This window comes from Micromonospora sp. M71_S20 (assembly GCF_003664255.1).
In the GTDB taxonomy this organism is placed as follows: domain Bacteria; phylum Actinomycetota; class Actinomycetes; order Mycobacteriales; family Micromonosporaceae; genus Micromonospora.
Genome location: NZ_RCCV01000002.1, coordinates 524,357 through 537,294 on the forward strand (window position 1 = coordinate 524,357; position 12,938 = coordinate 537,294).

Annotated in this window: 12 protein-coding genes; 5 read left to right on the top strand and 7 right to left on the bottom strand. The window is 72.6% G+C overall.

Annotated features, from left to right (window positions below; all coding sequences use genetic code 11):
- Positions 1-115: 115 nt before the first annotated feature.
- On the bottom strand, positions 116-1,687 hold the full coding sequence (purH, locus tag DER29_RS23295) for a bifunctional phosphoribosylaminoimidazolecarboxamide formyltransferase/IMP cyclohydrolase (protein WP_121399790.1): 1,572 nt from the start codon (positions 1,685-1,687) through the stop codon (positions 116-118).
- Positions 1,684-2,304, bottom strand: a complete 621-nt coding sequence (purN, locus tag DER29_RS23300) for a phosphoribosylglycinamide formyltransferase (protein WP_121399791.1) — start codon at positions 2,302-2,304, stop codon at positions 1,684-1,686. The genes purH and purN overlap by 4 nt, the downstream gene beginning before the upstream one ends.
- Positions 2,305-2,486: 182 nt before the next feature.
- Here purN and DER29_RS23305 point away from each other — a divergent pair, with 182 nt between their 5' ends.
- Together DER29_RS23305 and DER29_RS23310 are read left to right on the top strand one after the other, a co-directional pair.
- Positions 2,487-2,786: a CD225/dispanin family protein gene (locus tag DER29_RS23305; RefSeq protein ID WP_121399792.1), complete on the top strand. Its 300-nt coding sequence runs from the start codon at positions 2,487-2,489 to the stop codon at positions 2,784-2,786.
- A 20-nt stretch (positions 2,787-2,806) separates the two neighbouring features.
- Positions 2,807-3,448, top strand: coding sequence for a DUF4190 domain-containing protein (locus DER29_RS23310; RefSeq protein ID WP_121399793.1), 642 nt, complete (start codon positions 2,807-2,809; stop codon positions 3,446-3,448).
- Between the two features lie 60 nt (positions 3,449-3,508).
- On the opposite strand, the gene DER29_RS23315 is transcribed toward DER29_RS23310, so the two are convergent.
- Positions 3,509-4,783 (bottom strand): DUF6350 family protein, encoded by a 1,275-nt coding sequence (locus tag DER29_RS23315; RefSeq protein ID WP_121399794.1) that lies wholly within the window; start codon positions 4,781-4,783, stop codon positions 3,509-3,511.
- 159 nt (positions 4,784-4,942) lie between these two features.
- Here DER29_RS23315 and DER29_RS23320 point away from each other — a divergent pair, with 159 nt between their 5' ends.
- The gene (locus tag DER29_RS23320; RefSeq protein ID WP_121399795.1) at positions 4,943-5,209 is read left to right on the top strand and encodes a hypothetical protein; all 267 of its coding nucleotides are present in this window, start codon (positions 4,943-4,945) and stop codon (positions 5,207-5,209) included.
- A 70-nt stretch (positions 5,210-5,279) separates the two neighbouring features.
- Here the strand turns inward: DER29_RS23320 and sucD are convergent, their stop codons facing one another.
- The 3 genes from sucD to DER29_RS23335 form a co-directional block, all read right to left on the bottom strand.
- Positions 5,280-6,167 carry a succinate--CoA ligase subunit alpha gene (sucD, locus tag DER29_RS23325; RefSeq protein ID WP_101412719.1) on the bottom strand — a complete coding sequence of 296 codons (888 nt, stop codon included), beginning with the start codon at positions 6,165-6,167 and terminating at the stop codon, positions 5,280-5,282.
- 2 nt (positions 6,168-6,169) lie between these two features.
- The gene (sucC, locus tag DER29_RS23330; protein ID WP_121399796.1) at positions 6,170-7,348 is read right to left on the bottom strand and encodes an ADP-forming succinate--CoA ligase subunit beta; all 1,179 of its coding nucleotides are present in this window, start codon (positions 7,346-7,348) and stop codon (positions 6,170-6,172) included.
- Positions 7,349-7,815: 467 nt separating this feature from the next.
- The gene (locus DER29_RS23335; RefSeq protein ID WP_121399797.1) at positions 7,816-8,220 is read right to left on the bottom strand and encodes a cobalamin B12-binding domain-containing protein; all 405 of its coding nucleotides are present in this window, start codon (positions 8,218-8,220) and stop codon (positions 7,816-7,818) included.
- Between the two features lie 431 nt (positions 8,221-8,651).
- On the opposite strand from DER29_RS23335, the gene DER29_RS23340 reads away from it, so the two are divergent.
- Together DER29_RS23340 and DER29_RS23345 are read left to right on the top strand one after the other, a co-directional pair.
- Complete coding sequence (locus tag DER29_RS23340; RefSeq protein WP_121399798.1) at positions 8,652-9,368, top strand: M23 family metallopeptidase; 717 nt, start codon at positions 8,652-8,654, stop codon at positions 9,366-9,368.
- A 273-nt stretch (positions 9,369-9,641) separates the two neighbouring features.
- The gene (locus DER29_RS23345; protein ID WP_121399799.1) at positions 9,642-10,400 is read left to right on the top strand and encodes a M23 family metallopeptidase; all 759 of its coding nucleotides are present in this window, start codon (positions 9,642-9,644) and stop codon (positions 10,398-10,400) included.
- A 58-nt stretch (positions 10,401-10,458) separates the two neighbouring features.
- Here DER29_RS23345 and pcrA read toward each other — a convergent pair whose 3' ends face one another.
- A complete protein-coding gene (gene pcrA / locus DER29_RS23350) occupies positions 10,459-12,864 on the bottom strand; it encodes a DNA helicase PcrA (protein WP_121399800.1) in 2,406 nt (801 codons plus the stop codon).
- Between the last annotated feature and the right edge of the window lie 74 nt (positions 12,865-12,938).

Sequence of the window (12,938 nt, forward strand, 5' to 3'; positions counted from 1 at the left end):
GTCGATCATGCAGTTGTGGTGGACGGAACGCCCGCCTTCGCCCCTTTCACGGGGCACCACGACTGCATGATCGACGCGAGCGGGGGCGGGGCGGGGGCAGCAGGAGAGGGCTGGGTCAGTGGAAGAAGTGGCGGGTGGCCGTCAGGTACATGGTGATGCCGGCCTCCTTGCAGGCCGCGATCACTTCCTCGTCCCGGATCGAGCCGCCCGGCTGCACGATGGCCCGGACGCCGGCGTCGATGAGGATCTTCGGGCCGTCGGCGAACGGGAAGAACGCGTCCGAGGCGCAGACCGAACCACGTGCCCGGTCCGCCCCGGCGCGGGCGACCGCGAGCTGTGCCGAGTCGACCCGGTTGACCTGGCCCATCCCGACGCCGACGGTCGCGCCGTCCCTGGCCAGCAGGATCGCGTTGCTCTTCACCGCGCGCACCGCCCGCCAGGCGAAGGCCAGGTCACGCAGGGTCGCCTCGTCGGCGGCCGCACCGGTGGCGAGCCGCCAGTTGGCCGGGTCGTCGCCCTCGGCGTCGATCCGGTCGGCCTTCTGGACCAGTACGCCGCCGGTGACCTGCCGCCACTCCGCCGGCAGCGGGTCGGCGGCCGGCGCGTGCAGCAGCCGGATGTTCTTCTTGCCCTGGAGGATCTCCACCGCGCCCTCGTCGAACCCGGGTGCCACCAGCACCTCGGTGAAGATCTCCGAGACCTGCCGGGCCAGCTCGACCGAGACCGGCCGGTTGACCGCGATCACCCCGCCGTACGCGGACACCGGGTCGCAGGCGTGCGCCTTGCGGTGCGCCTCGGCCACGTCGGCGCCGACCGCGATGCCGCACGGGTTGGCGTGCTTGATGATCGCCACCGCCGGCTGCCCGGCGAAGTCGTTGGCCGCCCGCCACGCCGCGTCGGCGTCGACGTAGTTGTTGTAGGACATCTCCTTGCCGTGCAGCTGCTCGGCCTGGGCGAGCCCGGCCGGGCTGGACGGGTCGACGTAGAGCGCCGCCGGCTGGTGCGGGTTCTCGCCGTAGCGCAGCACCGCCGAGCGACGCAGCGACAGCCCGGCGAAGCCCGGCCAGCCGTCCTCCTCGGGCGCGAGCGTGGCGGCGCACCACTCGGCCACCGCCACGTCGTACTCGGCGATGACGGCGAAGGCGCGGGCGGCCAGCACACGCCGCTGGGCCAGCGTGAAGCCGCCCTCGCCGAGCGCGGCGAGCAGCGCCGGGTACGCGGCCGGGTCGGTCACCACGGCGACCGAGGCGTGGTTCTTGGCAGCCGCCCGGACCATCGCCGGACCGCCGATGTCGATCTGCTCCACGCACTCCTCGACGCCGGCGCCGGAGGCGACCGTGGCCTGGAACGGGTAGAGATTGGACACCAGCAGGTCGATCCCCGCGATGCCGTGCTCGTCGAGCTGGGCGACGTGGGAGTCCTTGCGCAGGTCGGCGAGGAGCCCGCCGTGCACCTTCGGGTGCAGCGTCTTGACCCGCCCGTCGAGGATCTCCGGGAAGCCGGTCACCGTCTCCACCGGGGTCACCGGCACCCCCGCGCCGGCGATGGCCGAGGCCGTGCTGCCGGTCGAGACGATCTCCACCCCGGCCGTGTGCAGCGCCCGGGCCAGCTCGACCAGGCCGGTCTTGTCGTAGACGCTGACCAGCGCCCGCCTGATCGGGCGGCGTTCGTCCTGAGTGGAACTCACGGGACCGTGACCTTTCTTCCGGTGATCGTCCAACCTTCACGGACCAGGCGGCCCACCTGCTCGACGAGCTGGCGCCGCTCGGCTTCCTTGATGCGCTCGGTGAGCGTCTCGACGTCGTCGTCGTCGTGCACCGGCACGGCGACCTGCGCGACGATCGGGCCGGTGTCCATACCGGCGTCGACGAAGAAGAGCGTGGCCCCGGTGACCTTCACGCCGTAGGCGAGGGCGTCGCGCGGGCCGTGGATGCCGGGGAACGCCGGCAGCAGCGTGTTGTGCGTGTTCAGGTAGCGGTCGCCGAAGGCGGCCAGGAAGTGCGGGCCGACCAGCTTGAGGAAACCGGCGGAGACGACCAGGTCGGGCCGGTGCTCGGCGACGCGGGCGGTCAGCGCGGCGTCCCAGTCCTCGCGGGTGGGGTGGTCGGCGACCCGCTCGACGAAGGTCGGCACGCCGGCCGCGGCGGCCCGGTCCAGACCCGCGATGCCGTCCCGGTCGGCGCCGACGGCCACCACCCGGGCCCCGTACGCCGGATCGGCGCTCGCATCGAGCAGTGCCTGGAGGTTGCTCCCGGAGCCGGAGACGAGGACGACGATGCGGGCGACGGACGCGGGCTCGGTCACCGGGCCACCCTATCGGGCGTGCCGGCGGGTCCATCCGCTGGGCATTGCGACATTCACCGACGACGTGAATGGTCCGGACCAGGTACGCTGCCGGTCGCTCGGGCCCGGCGCGCGTCCGGCCCGCACCCGTCAGTGATCCGACGCCCCGCGGGGGTGTCGAGTGGAATGAGGAGTACGCCGAGATGCAGCCCGGATACCAGCCGCAGCAGCCGCAGGTCAACAACAACATGACGATGTCGATCGTCGCCATCTTCCTCTTCTGGCCGCTGGCCATCCCGGCGATCATCAACGCCTCCAAGGTGAACCCGCTGCTCCAGCAGGGTGACTACGCCGGGGCCCAGGCCGCCGCCGCCGAGTCGAAGAAGTGGTCCAAGTGGGCGCTCATCGTCGGCATCAGCTGGTACGTGATCGTGCTGGTGTGCTGCCTGCTCGGTGGGCTCGCCGGCGTGATGGGCGAGAACGCCTCCACCAGCAGCTACTGACAGATCGGACGAGGAGTCGCATGCAGCCCGGTTACCCCGGACAGGATCCGTACGGCCAGCAGCCGCACCAGGATCCGACCGCGCCGCACCACGACCCGTACGCCCCGCCGCCGGCGGCGCCGTACGGTCAGCAGCCCGTCTCCGGGCAGCCGCAGGATCCGTACGCCGCGCCGCAGGACCCGTACGGCCAGCAGAACCCGTACGGCCAGCAGGACCCCTACGGCCAGCCGCCGACCTCGGGCCAGCCCTACGGGCAGCCGCCCACCTCCGGCCAGCCCTACGGGCAGCCGGCGCCGGGGCAGCCGTACGGGCAGCAGCCGTACCAGGACCCGTACGGGCAGCAGGCGTACCCGCAGCCGCCCATGTACCCCAACGCGGGGTTCGCCGGGAAGGGGCCGGGGCAGCAGCAGAACACCCTCGGTCTGGTGTCCATGATCCTCGGCATCGCCTCGATCCCGCTGGTCTGCTGCTACCTCGGCATCCCGCTGGGCATCGGTGCGCTGGTGACCGGGTGGATGGGCAAGCAGAAGGCCGCCCAGGGGCTGGCCGACAACAACGGTCAGGCCCTCGCCGGTCTGATCTGCGGCGCCATCGGCGTCGTGCTCGGCCTGCTCCAGGTCATCCTGCTGGGCTTCAGCTTCACGCTGCCCAACCAGCCCTGACCGCCATGCGACAGGGGCGTCCCGGCTCGTCCGGGGCGCCCCTTCGGCGTCTGACGGCCCTCAGCGGGGCGTGCGGGACAGCACCCGGGTCGCGGCGGCGCCGATCAGCGCCCCGACCGTGACGACCGCGGTCGCCACCGCCGCCACCTGCCAGGCGACGGGCCCCACCTGGGCCAGCCGGCCGCCGCCCAGCGATCCCGCGGAGGCGGCCGCGGCGGCGCCCAGCAGCAGACCGGCCACCGGACCGGCGAGCGCCGCCGCCCCGAGCAGCGGCCCCCAGCGCAGCGGCGCCCGGTCGTCGGCGGCGAGCCGGAGCAGCCGGCGGGCCAGCAGCCAACCCGCGGCCATCCCGGCGAGGACCGGCACCGCGAGCAGCCCGGCGCCGAGCCCGTCGACCGGCCCGCGCGGCAGCCCGGCCAGCAGCGGTACGGCCGGCAGCGCCCCCACGGAGACCTCGCTGGTGCGTACCGCCGTGTCGGTGCCGACGGCGAAACCCGGGCCGAGCAGGTAGCTGACCGACCAGATCGTGGCGTTGGGCGCGTAGGCGAGACTGACCAGCGTGATCCCGGCCTGGCCGGCGACCCCGGTGCGGTAGGCCCCGATCAGGTCGGCGGCGTCCCCGCCCCCGGTGGCCACGGCGAGCCCCGCCGCACCGGCCCCCGCGCCGAACAGCAGCAGCCCGGCGACGAGCCCGGTGCGGATTCCGTCGCGCAGCGACTCCGGGGACCGCGCGGCGAGCAGCGCGGCCACGCGCGTGGTCCGGACCGAGCCCACCAGGGCCGCGAGCGTGCCGAGCACCACGAGGGTGAGGCCGGCGCGGACCGGTGACGCGCCGACCAGCACCGCGCCGAGCACCCCGAGCAGCGCGTACGCGACGCCGACCGCGCCGGCGGCGAGGAGTGCCTGCCGGGGTGAGCGGCCGCCCCGCGCGCCGATGGCCCGGCTGGCGTGCACGCCCGCCCGGGTCAGCCGCCAGACCACCAGCGCGGTCAGCGCCAGCGGGGCCAGCCCGAGCGGGCCAACGGCGGTGTCCAGCGGCACGCCGTGCCCGAGCAGCCAGCCGGCCAGCCCGGCGCGCAGCGCGCCCGGCACGGAGGCGGCACCCTCGCTGAGCTGGAACAGCCAGAGCACGACCACGACCGGCAGCCAGGAGGTGAGCGCCGCCCACCCGGCGGCGACCCCGGCGGCGACGACGAGCGGGGCGCGGCTGCGGCGCGGCTCGCCGGCGCGCGGCGCGGGCACCCGCCGGCTCCGCCCGACGGGCGCGGCCGGCCGGGCGCCGGGGCCGACGTCGGCGCCGGGACGGCTGGGCTGATCAGGGGTGACGGAGGACATCGCGTCTACTCTGGCATGCCGGGCCGGCGGTGGCAGTCCGATACCGCCCCGCAGCGGCGACGAGTTCCGTGATCCACCATCTCCGGCCCCCGATTCGGTCTAGCCTCGGGCGCAGGGACGCGACCGTAGGGTCGCGGCACCGACGTCCGGAGGAGAGCCGTGAACACTCCGTATCCGCCGCCCCCGCCAGCACCGTCCGCGGCCGGTAGCGACCGCACGGTCCTCTGGGGCGTGCTCGGCATCATCCTCGGCCTGCTCTGCTGCGGCATCCTGGGGATCGTCTTCGGTTACCTGTCGATCCGGGACGCCAAGCGCTTCGGCCAGTCGCCCGTGCTCGGCTACCTGGCGATCGCGTTCGGCGTGCTCAACATCATCGGCAGCGGCATCCTCTGGGCCGGCGGCAACTATCCGCTCTACAACGACTGAGGCCGCCCGCGCCACGACGACGGAGGGCCGACCGCGAACGGTCGGCCCTCCGGTCGTACGTCGGTCGGGCTCAGCCCGCGGACATGATCTCCCGCATGAGCTTGGCGGTCTCGGTCGGGGTCTTGCCGACCTTGACGCCGACCGCCTCAAGCGCGTTCTTCTTGGCGTCGGCGGTGCCCGCCGAGCCGGAGATGATCGCACCGGCGTGACCCATGGTCTTACCGGGCGGCGCGGTGAAGCCGGCGATGTAGCCGACCACCGGCTTGGTCACGTTCGCCTTGATGAACTCGGCGGCCCGCTCCTCGGCGTCGCCGCCGATCTCACCGATCATGACGATCGCGTCGGTGTCCGGGTCCGCCTCGAACGCGGCGAGCGCGTCGATGTGGGTGGTGCCGATGATCGGGTCACCGCCGATGCCGACGCAGGTCGAGAAGCCGATGTCGCGCAGCTCGTACATCATCTGGTAGGTCAGCGTGCCGCTCTTGCTGACCAGGCCGATGCGGCCGGTGCCGGTGATGTCGGCCGGGATGATGCCGGCGTTGGAGGCGCCCGGCGAGGCGATGCCCGGGCAGTTCGGACCGATGATCCGGGTCCGCTCCCCCTTGGCGACGTTGTACGCCCAGAACGCGGCGGTGTCGTGCACCGGCACGCCCTCGGTGATCACCACGGCCAGGTCGATGCCGGCGTCGATCGCCTCGACGACCGCGCCCTTGGTGAACTGCGGCGGCACGAAGATCACGGTCACGTCCGCACCGGTCTGCGCCATCGCGTCCGCGACGCTGGCGAAGACCGGCAGCTCGGTGCCGTCGAAGTCGACCGTCTGGCCCGCCTTGCGCGGGTTGACGCCGCCGACGACGTTGGTGCCCGCGGCGAGCATCCGCCGGGTGTGCTTGGAACCCTCGGAACCGGTCATCCCCTGGACGATGACCTTCGAGTCCTTGGTCAGCCAGATAGCCATTGTCAGACCCCCGCAGCCGCCAGCTCGGCGGCCCGCTCGGCCGCGCCATCCATCGTGTCGACCCGCTGGACCAGCGGGTTGTTCGCGCCGTCGAGGATCGCCCGGCCGGCCTCGGCGTTGTTGCCGTCGAGGCGGACGACCAGCGGCTTGGTGACCTGCTCGCCGCGCTGCTCGAGCAGGGCCAGCGCCTGCACGATGCCGTTGGCGACCTCGTCGCAGGCGGTGATGCCGCCGAAGACGTTGACGAAGACGCTCTTCACCGACGGGTCGGAGAGGACGATCTCCAGTCCGTTCGCCATCACGGCGGCGCTCGCGCCACCGCCGATGTCGAGGAAGTTGGCCGGCTTGACGCCGCCGTGCCGCTCCCCGGCGTACGCGACCACGTCGAGGGTCGACATGACCAGGCCGGCGCCGTTGCCGATGATCCCGACCTCGCCGTCGAGCTTGACGTAGTTGAGGTCCTTCTCCTTGGCGGCCTGCTCCAGCGGGTCCACCGCGGCCTGGTCGACCAGCGCCTCGTGGTCCGGGTGCCGGAACGCGGCGTTCTCGTCGAGGGTGACCTTGGCGTCGAGCAGCAGCAGCTTGCCCTCGCCGGTCTTGGCCAGCGGGTTCACCTCGACCAGCGTGGCGTCCTCGGCGACGAAGGCCTTCCACAGCCCCACGGCGGCCTCGACGACCTGGTCGGCGACCTCGGCCGGGAAGTTGGCGGCGGCGACGATCTCGCGCGCCTTCGCCTCGTCGACGCCGGTGTTGGCGTCGATCGGGGCCTTGACGACCTTCTCCGGGGTCTCGGCGGCGACCTGCTCGATGTCCATGCCGCCGGCGACGCTGGCGATGCAGAGGAAGGTGCGGTTCGCCCGGTCGAGCAGGTAGGAGAAGTAGTACTCCTCGGCCACGTCCGCGGTCACCGTGATCATGACTTTGTGGACGGTGTGGCCCTTGATGTCCATGCCGAGGATGTCGGTGGCGCGGGCCACCGTCTCCTCGGCGCCCTCGGCCAGCTTCACGCCGCCGGCCTTGCCTCGGCCACCGACCTTCACCTGCGCCTTGACGACCACCCGACCGCCGAGGCGTTCGGCGATCGCGCGGGCCTCCTCCGGGGTCGTGGCGACGCCGCCGGCGAGCACGGGCAAGCCGTGCCGCTCGAACAGGTCCCGCCCCTGGTACTCGTACAGGTCCACGTTTGCGCGTCCCGTCCCGTCTCCGCGGCGCGCCGTCGCGCCGCCACCAGCGTTATGGAAAACAGTTTGACGCCTGTCATCACTCGAAACAGGCCATTGGGCGCAGCCTAGCGAGGTGGACACCGCCGGCAACCGAGCGGGTGCACGTTGTGTGGTAATGCACAATCGGCGGCTTCGCGCGGCCTTTCCGCGACTTCGGGCCGATGTCAGCCGTCCGGGCGATGTTGCCGGGGGCGCGTAACCCCTCCGTGGGGGCGTCGTTGAGTCAGGTGTCGGAGCGCTGATACAGCGCGGCGACGGGAGCGGCCGATGCCCTGTCGGTCGAGGGGTGGCGGCGGGGCATCGTGCATAGAGGGGCCGGACGTGTGAGGGGTGCGTCCGGCCCCTCCCCCTGCCTGGATCCGGCCACCGACCGGCCCCGATGCCGCGACCGCCGTCAGGCGGCTAACCCGGATCCGCGACCGCCGTCAGGCGATCGGCTGGGCGACGTTCTGCCGGACCCACTCGACGATCGACTGGGTCGTCGCGCCCGGCGTGAAGATCTTGGCGACCCCGATCCGCTGAAGCTCCGGAATGTCGGCGTCGGGAATGATGCCGCCGCCGAACACGACGATGTCGCGGGCGTCGCGCTCACCGAGCAGCTCCACCACCCGCCGGAACAGCGTCATGTGCGCCCCGGAGAGGACGGAGAGCCCGACCGCGTCGGCGTCCTCCTGGATCGCGGTCTCCACGATCTGTTCCGGGGTCTGGTGCAGGCCGGTGTAGATGACCTCCATGCCGGCATCCCGCAGGGCACGCGCGACGACCTTTGCGCCACGGTCGTGGCCGTCCAGGCCCGGCTTGGCGACGACGACCCGAACACGAGAGCTCATCAGCGCATCCCTTCCACCGGCTCCGCGGCTTCACTGAACGAACGGTAACCCGCCCGGCCCTGCCCGGGAAATCCGGGCGGCGAACCTCACGGCACGCGAGCCGGACCGGGTTCCCGTCGGCACCCGTACGGCGGACCGCGGCGGCCCCCGGCGTCAAGCCGGACGACTCCGCCGTTCGGTCACCCTGCGCGACGAACGGGCAGTTAGGGGGGCACCGTTCGAGGGGTACGAGCCATGACAATCATGGACGCAAAGGGACAGAACGCGGCAGCAATTCGGCGCTTCGGCTTGTGACGGGACTGGTGGTTGGCTAACGTGTCCACGGTTGTCATCAGGTCCACGGACGGGTGACGACGCGGCCAGCCGACGTTCACCCGAGCTTCACGGGCGTCGAGGAAGCCGCTTCGGATCCCCGACAACGGAGGGTGTGCGTGCGCCAGCGCCTGTCGTCTGAGCCCGATCGATATCGCGGTCGCCGCCGCGTACCCACTCCCCCGCGTAGCCGCTACGCAGCGGTCGTCACCACCGCGTTCGTCGGCGCCGGCATCGTCGCGATCGGCGCGGGCGCCCTGCCGGACGCCAAGAGCGTCAGCCCGTCGGTCCTCGACGAGCTCAAGGCCGCCTCGACCGTCAACCAGGACGTCGCGGCCCGTGGCGACAACGCCGACCGCGCCAGCCGCGACAGCGACCGCGCCGGAGGCGACCAGTCCGCCGAGCCCGAGGTCTGGCTGCTCCCCCTTCAGGGCTACGAGTTCAACTCGCCCTACGGCATGCGCTGGGGCAAGCTGCACACCGGCGTCGACCTGGTCGCCCCCGAGGGCACGCCCTACGTCGCCATCCACGGCGGCACCGTCACCAAGGCCGGCTGGTTCGGCGGCTACGGCCACACCGTGATCGTCCAGCACCCCGACGGCAGCGAGGCGATCTACGGCCACTCCTCGGCGCTGAGTGTCAAGGAGGGGCAGCAGGTGAAGGCGGGCGACCAGCTCGGCCTCGTGGGCAACACCGGCCACTCCTACGGCTCCCACCTGCACCTCGAGGTGCATGTCAAGGGCGAGCCGCTCGACCCGGTGCCGTGGCTCAAGGAGCGCGGAGTGGACATCCAGCTACAAGTCGAGGCGTACTACAGCGAGGTAGCCGACTCCTGACGCTGCGCATCGCCCGTCGACCGCCCGGATCTGTCGATCCGGGCGGTTTTTCGTGTGCCGCAGCCGGCCAAAGTGAGCCGGGTCACAGGAGCGACTGTGACCGGCACCATCGCCCTGCATGATCACTTTTGCGATCGAAAACCCCGAACGGGGACGCACCGGGCGGCGTCGACCGTCGCCGGTCCGTCGAGGCTCCGTCCCACTACCCGTCACGCCGCGTGTCGACACCAGTATTTCGAGGTCAAGTGCCCCCTCGATCAGTGAAGGTCCGCCGTGCAGGAAGACATTCGGAACGAGAACACCCCCGACGCCCCCGTCCGGCACCGGAGGCGCATCGGCGGCCGCACCCGCGTGATCATCGCCGCGGCGGCCCTGGCCGGCCTCGGCCTCGGCGGAGCGGCGTTCGCGGCCAGCGGGAACGACGAACCCGCCGTACCGGCCGCCGCCGTCGACACGCCGGCCCGCGCGGAGGCCGCCGACCGCGCCGACCGCTCCACCCGGTCCACGACCGCCCCGGCCACCCCCTCGGCGACCCCGACGCCCAGCCCGACGAAGGCCAGCCCGTCGGCGAAGCCCAGCCCGAAGGCGACCACCGCCAAGCCGAAGCCGAAGAAGACCAGCAAGCCGAAGCCCAGTTGGGTCATCCCGATGAAGGGAGCGGCGATCACCTCCTGCTACGGCCCGCGCTGGGGCACCCAGCACGCCGGCATCGACTTCGCGCTGCCCGCCGGCACCCCGGTCCGCGCGGCCTTCGGCGGCACCGTCACCAAGGCCGGCGACGTCGGCGACGGGTACGGCATCTCCGTCTTCGTCGACCACGGCAACGGCTACCTGACCCACTACGCCCACCTGAGCACCACCAAGGTGGGCGTGGGCGAGAAGGTCGCCGCCGGGCAGACCATCGGCCTGGAGGGGTCCACCGGCGACTCCACCGGCCCGCACCTGCACTTCGAGGTGCACCAGGGTCAGATGTGGAACCAGATCGACCCCGCGCCGTTCCTGCGCGCCCGGGGCATCGACGTGGCCTGCTGACCCGCAGCCACCGGAAACGGCCCGGTCCGGCGCGCCGCCGGGCCGGGCCGAGCCGGTCTCAGAGCTTGTCGATCGGGGCGTGCCGGAGCACCAGCCACATCGTCTGGTCGCCGAAGTCGATCTGCGCCCGCGCTCCCGGGCCGTGCCCCTCGACGGCGAGCACCCGGCCCAGGCCGTAGCGCTGGTGGTTGACCCGGTCGCCGGCGGACACCTTCGGCCCCTGCGGCAGCTCGCTCGCCGTGGTCAGCCGGCTGGCGTCGACCCCCAGCCGCTTCGCCAGCTGCGCCGCCTTGGGTGTGCCGCCGTTGAAGGTCCCACGCCCGCCGGACACCCGGTCCGCGCGGCCACCCACGCCGCCGCCCCCGCCGGCCCACGAGGTGTACGACCCCTCGGTGCGCTCCCAGCGGACCAGCTCCGGCGGCAGCTCCTCCAGGAACCGCGACGGCGGGTTGTAGGCCGGCTGCCCCCACGCCGAGCGGGTGACCGCCCGGGAGAGGTAGAGACGCTGGCGGGCCCGGGTGATGCCGACGTACGCCAGCCGGCGCTCCTCCTCCAGCTCCCGGCTGTCGCCCAGCGAGCGCAGGTGCGGGAAGACGCCGTCCTCCAGGCCGGTCAGGAAGACCACCGGGAACTCCAGGCCCTTCGCGGTGTGCAGCGTCATCAGGGTGACCACGCCCTGGTGGTCCGGGTCGTCCGTGGGGACCTGGTCGGCGTCGGCGACCAGCGCGACCTGCTCCAGGAAGCCGGCGAGGGTCGCCCGCTCCCCCTCCTCGCCGATCGCCTCGATCCGCTCGGTGTACTCCCGGGCGACGCTGACCAGCTCCTGGAGGTTGTCGACGCGCCCCGCGTCCTGCGGGTCGAGGCTCTCCTCCAGCTCGGTGAGGTAGCCCGAGCGGGTCAGCAGCGCCTCCAGCACCTCCTCCGGGGTGCCCGTCTCGGCCAGCTCGCGGGCGCCGTCGAGCAGGGCGACGAAGTCGGCGATGCCATTGGCCGCCCGGCTGGAGATGCCCGGGGCGTCCTTCGCCCGGCGCAGCGCCGCCCCGAAGGAGACCCGGTCCCGGCTGGACAGCGCCTCCACGCACGCCTCGGCCCGGTCGCCGATGCCCCGGCGCGGGGTGTTGAGGATCCGGCGCAGGCTGACCGTGTCGTCGTCGTTGACCACCGCGCGCAGGTAGGCCAGCGCGTCACGGACCTCCTTGCGCTCGTAGAAGCGCACCCCGCCGACCACCTTGTAGGGCAGGCCGACCCGGATGAACACCTCCTCGAAGACCCGGGACTGGGCGTTGGTGCGGTAGAAGACGGCCACGTCGCCCGGGCGGGTCTCGTCGGCGTCGACCAGCCGGTCGATCTCGCGGGCCACCCAGTCGGCCTCGGCGTGCTCGGTGTCGGCCACGTAGCCGACGATCGGCTCACCGGCGCCCGCCTCGCTCCACAACCGCTTCGGCTTGCGCGAGGTGTTCCGGTCGATCACCGCGTTGGCGGCGTTGAGGATGGTCTGGGTGGAGCGGTAGTTCTGCTCCAGCAGGATCGTCCGGGCGTCGCTGAAGTCGCGCTCGAACTCCAGGATGTTGCGGATCGTGGCGCCCCGGAACGCGTAGATCGACTGATCGGCGTCACCGACCACGCAGAGCTCCGCCGGCTCGATCCCCTCCGTGCCGGAGACCAGCTCCTTGATCAGCGTGTACTGGGCGTGGTTGGTGTCCTGGTATTCGTCGACCAGCACGTGCCGGAACCGCCGACGGTAGCTCTCCGCGACGTGCGGGTGGGACTGGAGCAGGTGCACCGTCGTCATGATCAGGTCGTCGAAGTCCAGCGCGTGCGCCTCGCGCAGCCGCCGCTGGTAGAGCGTGTAGGCCTCCGCCAGCGCCCGCTCGTTGGGGCCCTTGGCGCGGCCCGCGAACTCCTCGGGGTCGACCAGCTCGTTCTTCAGGTTGGAGACCTGGGCGGCCAGCCCGCGCGCCGGGTAGCGCTTCGGGTCGAGGTCCAGCTCCCTGGCGACCATCTGCATCAGCCGGCGGGAGTCGTCCGCGTCGTAGATCGAGAAGGTCGACTTCAGCCCGGCGTGCTCGTGCTCGGCGCGCAGGATGCGCACGCAGGCGGAGTGGAACGTCGACACCCACATCAGGCGGGCGCGGGGACCCACCAGGTGGGCGACCCGCTCCTTCATCTCGCCGGCGGCCTTGTTGGTGAAGGTGATCGCGATGATCTCGCCGGGGTGCACGTCCCGGGCGGCCAGCAGGTAGGCGATCCGGTGGGTGAGCACCCGGGTCTTGCCCGAGCCGGCACCGGCCACGATCAGCAGCGGCGAGCCGGCATGGGTGACGGCGTCGCGCTGCGGCCCGTTGAGGCCCTCGACCAGGGCCTGCGGATCGAGGTGGACGGCCGCCGACCTGGGCCGGTGCGGCGAGGTCGGGGCGGGCGCCGGCGCGGGCGGGGACGCGGGGATGTCGAAGAGAGGATGCATCGCACGGCGAGTCTATGCCGCCGGGCGGACACTTCCCCCGCCGCGCACCGCCGGCTCGCCCCAGCCGGCCCCGC